Genomic DNA, 4949 nt, shown 5'->3' with positions numbered 1-4949 from the left:
GTCGCTGAAAACATTTTATCACAGGGATGGAAGTGGCTTTTTCCTATTTACACAATTATATGGACTTAATCGAATCCGCTTCCGAACCACTCGTATAATTCTCGAACCGCTCGAATCCGCTTCCGAACCACTCGTATAATTCTCGAACCGCTCGAATCCGCTTCCGAACCACTCGTATAATTCTCGAACCGCTCGATTCCGCTTCGGAACCACTCGTATAATTCCTGAACCGCTCGAATTCACTTCCAAACCACTCGTATAATTCTCGAACCGCTCGATTCCGCTTCCGAACCACTCGTATAATTCATGAACCGCTCGAATCCGCTACCGAACCACTCGTATAATGTCCAAACCAATCGTTTCCGTTCCCAGAACTACTCCTATCCTTCTAAGCAGCACTTTCACTCATTAAAACCACCCCTATTTCTCAAGGCTTTCCATTCCTTTCCGCCACCGAAATAAATGGCGGGGACTGTGTTTTTTTGTTGAACAATGATAGAATGAGTTGTGAGTAAATTACGAAAAGAGGATCGGTATGAAAATCGCTATCTCTTCAGATCATGGCGGCAATCGGCTTCGCCAGGAAATTATGCAGTTATTGAATGAATTGAATGTGGAATATGTGGATTATGGACCGGATTCCGATGCATCGGTGGATTATCCGGATTATGCTTCGCCTGTGGCCAATGGTGTGGCCAGCGGGGAATTTGACCGTGGCATTCTGATTTGCGGTACAGGGATCGGCATGTCGATTGCGGCGAATAAAGTGAAGGGCATCCGCTGTGCTTTGGTGCATGACGTATTTAGTGCAAAAGCGACGCGTGGCCATAATGATTCAAATATATTGGCGATGGGCGAGCGAGTCATCGGGCCTGGGCTGGCGAGGGAAATTGTCGCGACTTGGCTGGATACTCCATTTGAAGGCGGGCGTCATGAACGGCGCATCGCGAAGCTTGCGGAATTAGAAGATAAATAAGGCGGTGGAACAATGGATGCATTGCATTTGTGGAAACTGCAGTTGGAACAGCTTTTAACGGAGTTTGAAGAACAAGCAAAACCGGTTCCGGGGACATTTTTTGTTGTCGGTTGCTCCACGTCCGAAATTGCCGGCAAGCGAATTGGCACAGGCGGCGCATTGGAAGTGGCAGAGGCATTATTTGCGCCATTGCAAGCCTTTGCGAAAAAACATTGGCTCTACTTGGCATTTCAAGGATGCGAGCATATTAACAGGGCCTTGACGATCGAGCGTAAGGCTGTCGAGAAGTTCAATTTGGATCCTGTATCGGTCATACCTGTGATTCATGCAGGGGGATCTATGTCCGCTTATGCATTTGAACATTTGGAAGACGCAGTCGTTGTGGAATCCATTCGGGCAAATGCGGGGATCGATATTGGCCAGACACTCATCGGCATGCACTTAAAACCGGTTGCTGTTCCGATCCGGACTTCGATTAAAACTATCGGAGATGCTGTCGTGACTGCTGCGACGACTCGCCCGAAATTAATTGGCGGCGAGCGGGCGGTATATAAACGAAGCGACTTGGATGAGAATTGTTAAGATATTAATAAAACCAGGTGTTCCTTTCCGCCAAGAGTGGAAGGGAGGCTTGGCATTCATTACACAACCTACCAAGCACTCGTATATTCGCAAGAGAACGAAATAAAGATGTGAAATCCGAGGGACCTATTCACTATCAATGGACTGCTAGACTTCCATCAGGCTACATAATTCTAAACGACAAAACCTTTACAGCAATAACTGAAAATGAAACCAAGCGCACCTTTCCATCTGGAGCGAAAGGGACGCTCGGCTTCGGTCGGGCTGCCGGCTTTGTTATGAGGCCAGGCACTTCACCGGGCATATATAAATTTGAGGCAAAGGGGAAATGACACATGGATTTGAGCAATGTGAAGCGTGAAGATGCGGCGGTTTTTGAGGCGATTATGGCTGAAAAGAAACGCCAGAATGCCAATATTGAATTGATTGCATCCGAGAACTTTGTTACAGAAGCAGTCATGGAAGCGCAAGGCTCCTATTTGACGAACAAGTATGCTGAAGGCTATCCGGGCAAGCGTTATTATGGCGGATGTGAGCATGTCGACGTAGTAGAGAATATCGCACGTGACCGTCTGAAAGAGATTTTTGGCGCTGCTTATGCGAACGTGCAAGCCCACTCCGGTGCACAGGCGAATATGGCTGTTTATTTCACAGTGCTTGAGCCGGGCGATACAGTGCTTGGCATGAACTTGTCCCATGGCGGACACTTGACACACGGAAGCCCGGTTAACTTCTCCGGCATTCTTTATAACTTTGTGGAGTATGGCGTAAGCAAGGAAGATGAGCGCATCGACTACGAAGACGTACGTCAGAAGGCGCTAGAGCACAAGCCGAAAATGATTGTAGCTGGAGCGAGTGCATATCCTCGTGAGATCGATTTCGCGAAATTCCGTGAGATCGCTGATGAAGTGGGCGCGTATCTCATGGTCGATATGGCGCATATCGCGGGTCTCGTGGCAGCTGGAGAGCATCCAAACCCAGTGCCGCATGCTCATTTTGTTACATCGACCACACACAAAACATTGCGTGGACCACGTGGCGGCTTGATTATGATCAATGAAGAATTTGCGGAGCAGTTCGGACGCAAAATCGACAAGACCATCTTCCCTGGTATACAAGGCGGCCCACTCATGCATGTCATTGCAGCAAAAGCGGTGGCTTTCGGTGAAGCGTTGAAACCTGAGTTCAAAACATATATCCAGCAAGTGAAGAAAAATGCGCATGCGCTAGCTGAAGGATTATTGGCAGAAGGGGTCGATATCGTTTCTGGCGGTACTGACAATCACCTATTGCTCATTAATTTGAAATCACTTGGCATTACTGGAAAAGTGGCAGAACATGTCTTGGACGAAGTCGGCATTACTGTGAATAAAAACACGATTCCATTTGACACGGAAAGCCCATTCGTCACATCGGGTGTTCGGATCGGAACGCCGGCGGTCACTACTCGTGGATTTAAAGAAGAAGAAATGAAAGAAGTTGCTGCTATCATTGCAAAGCTTCTGAAAAACCACGAAGACGAAGCAGTAAAAGAAGAAGTGAAGCAACGTGTTGCAGCATTGACAGACCGTTTCCCACTATATAAGTAATCCATGCGACAAGCCGCCTCTGTGCGGCTTGTTTTCATTTCGAATCAAATATTTCCAACCTAGCAAGCAACCCAACTCATATCCGTTCCGTCCTATTGTATGAAGAGCGAAAAAACGACAAATTCAGGCGATAAGCATAATTGGCGCATGGTGTTGGTTCAGCAGAGAAATGCTCAAATAATTCTACATTCATGAACTTTAACAAAGCGCTTACTGACAATGCCTCTTGGCGGAGGTTTCTGTTATAATGTACAGGACATTCGAAAAGGAGCGATTTATATGGCGAAAGTACACGTTTTTGATCACCCGCTCATTCAGCACAAATTGACACATATCCGGGACGTAAATACCGGAACAAAAGAATTCCGCGAGCTTGTTGATGAAGTGGCGACGTTGATGGCGTATGAAATTACGCGCGACTTGCCATTGGATGAGGTGGAAGTGGAAACGCCGGTCCGCATGGCGAAATCGAAGGTGCTAGCAGGAAAGAAGCTTGGCATCGTTCCGATTTTACGGGCAGGCATCGGAATGGTGGATGGCATTCTGAAATTGATTCCAGCCGCGAAGGTGGGTCATATCGGTCTGTTCCGCGATCCGGAAACTTTGCAGCCGCATGAGTATTTTGTAAAATTGCCGTCTGATGTGTCGGAACGCGAATTCATCGTGGTGGATCCGATGCTGGCAACTGGCGGGACTGCTGTAGAAGCGGTCAATTCCTTGAAGAAACGCGGTGCGAAGAATATCCGGTTCATGTGCCTGATTGCTGCACCGGAAGGCGTCGAAATCTTTACGGAAGCTCATCCTGATGTGGACGTTTACATCGCTGCACTTGATGAAAAATTAAATGAAAAAGGATATATCGTTCCAGGTTTAGGAGACGCTGGCGATCGACTCTTCGGAACGAAATAACGGGGAAGGCGTGAGTGGTTTGACACGGAAATGGAAAGTGATGACGATCTTCGGAACTCGTCCCGAAGCGATCAAAATGGCACCGCTTGTACTGGAATTGGAAAAGCATACGGAGGATATCGAATCGATTGTCACCGTTACGGCGCAGCATCGCCAAATGCTTGACCAAGTACTTCATACATTCGGCATAACGCCGGATTACGATCTGAATATTATGAAGGAGCGCCAGACGCTTGTCGATGTCGCGACGCGCGGATTGGAAGGTCTTGACCAAATCATGAAGGAAGCACAGCCGGATATCGTGCTCGTTCATGGAGATACTTCAACCACATTCATCGGCAGTTTAGCGGCCTTCTACAATCGGATCGCAGTCGGCCATGTCGAGGCCGGTTTGCGGACTGGGAATAAATTCTCCCCGTATCCCGAGGAGATGAACCGGCAATTGACTGGTGTACTTGCGGATCTTCATTTTGCACCGACTGAGCAATCGGCTCGCAATCTGCTGAATGAAGGCAAACTGGAAGACCGGATCTTCATTACCGGGAATACGGCCATCGACGCACTGCAGACGACAGTGAAAGAAGAATACCATCATCCGATTTTTGATAAAATCGGCGACGATCGTCTTATCCTGCTCACGGCTCACCGCCGGGAAAACCTTGGAGATCCGATGCGCAACATGTTCCGCGCCATCATTCGCCTGCTCGACAAACACGACGACATTCAGGTCATCTATCCGATTCATATGAATCCGGCTGTCCGTGAAGTGGCACAGGAAATACTTGCGGATAACGAGCGTGTTCATTTGATTGAACCGCTTGAAGTATTGGATTTCCACAATTTTGCGGCACGGTCCCATATTATCTTGACGGATTCAGGCGGCATTCAAGAAG

Annotated in this window: 6 protein-coding genes; 5 read left to right on the top strand and 1 reads right to left on the bottom strand. The window is 48.0% G+C overall.

The genetic code is table 11. The annotated features are described in order from the left end of the window. Positions 1-55 precede the first annotated feature (55 nt). Entirely contained in the window at positions 56-295 is a 240-nt protein-coding gene (locus NCCP2222_RS20655; RefSeq protein ID WP_248514270.1) for a hypothetical protein, read from the bottom strand. A gap of 240 nt (positions 296-535) precedes the next feature. On the opposite strand from NCCP2222_RS20655, the gene rpiB reads away from it, so the two are divergent. The 5 genes from rpiB to wecB all read left to right on the top strand — a co-directional run. Next, the gene (rpiB, locus tag NCCP2222_RS20650) at positions 536-976 is read left to right on the top strand and encodes a ribose 5-phosphate isomerase B (RefSeq protein ID WP_248514269.1); all 441 of its coding nucleotides are present in this window, start codon (positions 536-538) and stop codon (positions 974-976) included. A 12-nt stretch (positions 977-988) separates the two neighbouring features. Beyond that, complete coding sequence (locus NCCP2222_RS20645) at positions 989-1558, top strand: TIGR01440 family protein (RefSeq protein ID WP_248514268.1); 570 nt, start codon at positions 989-991, stop codon at positions 1556-1558. Between the two features lie 335 nt (positions 1559-1893). After that, complete coding sequence (glyA, locus tag NCCP2222_RS20640) at positions 1894-3147, top strand: serine hydroxymethyltransferase (RefSeq protein ID WP_282570745.1); 1254 nt, start codon at positions 1894-1896, stop codon at positions 3145-3147. A 279-nt stretch (positions 3148-3426) separates the two neighbouring features. After that, entirely contained in the window at positions 3427-4056 is a 630-nt protein-coding gene (gene upp, locus NCCP2222_RS20635; RefSeq protein WP_238078752.1) for a uracil phosphoribosyltransferase, read from the top strand. Between the two features lie 19 nt (positions 4057-4075). Then, positions 4076-4949, top strand: an 874-nt coding sequence (gene wecB, locus NCCP2222_RS20630) for a non-hydrolyzing UDP-N-acetylglucosamine 2-epimerase (protein ID WP_375709234.1), incomplete at its 3' end; no start/stop codon positions are given.

It is taken from the genome of Sporosarcina sp. NCCP-2222 (genome assembly GCF_023168145.1).
In the GTDB taxonomy this organism is placed as follows: domain Bacteria; phylum Bacillota; class Bacilli; order Bacillales_A; family Planococcaceae; genus Sporosarcina.
This window is presented reverse-complemented; position numbering and strand designations above follow the sequence as displayed.

What these genes read in the sequence shown, in the direction of transcription:
- rpiB (WP_248514269.1), top strand. Translation starts at nt 536, where the DNA reads ATGAAAATCGCTATCTCTTCAGATCATGGCGGCAATCGGCTTCGCCAG.
- upp (WP_238078752.1), top strand. Translation starts at nt 3,427, where the DNA reads ATGGCGAAAGTACACGTTTTTGATCACCCGCTCATTCAGCACAAATTG.
- NCCP2222_RS20645 (WP_248514268.1), top strand. Translation starts at nt 989, where the DNA reads ATGGATGCATTGCATTTGTGGAAACTGCAGTTGGAACAGCTTTTAACG.
- glyA (WP_282570745.1), top strand. Translation starts at nt 1,894, where the DNA reads ATGGATTTGAGCAATGTGAAGCGTGAAGATGCGGCGGTTTTTGAGGCG.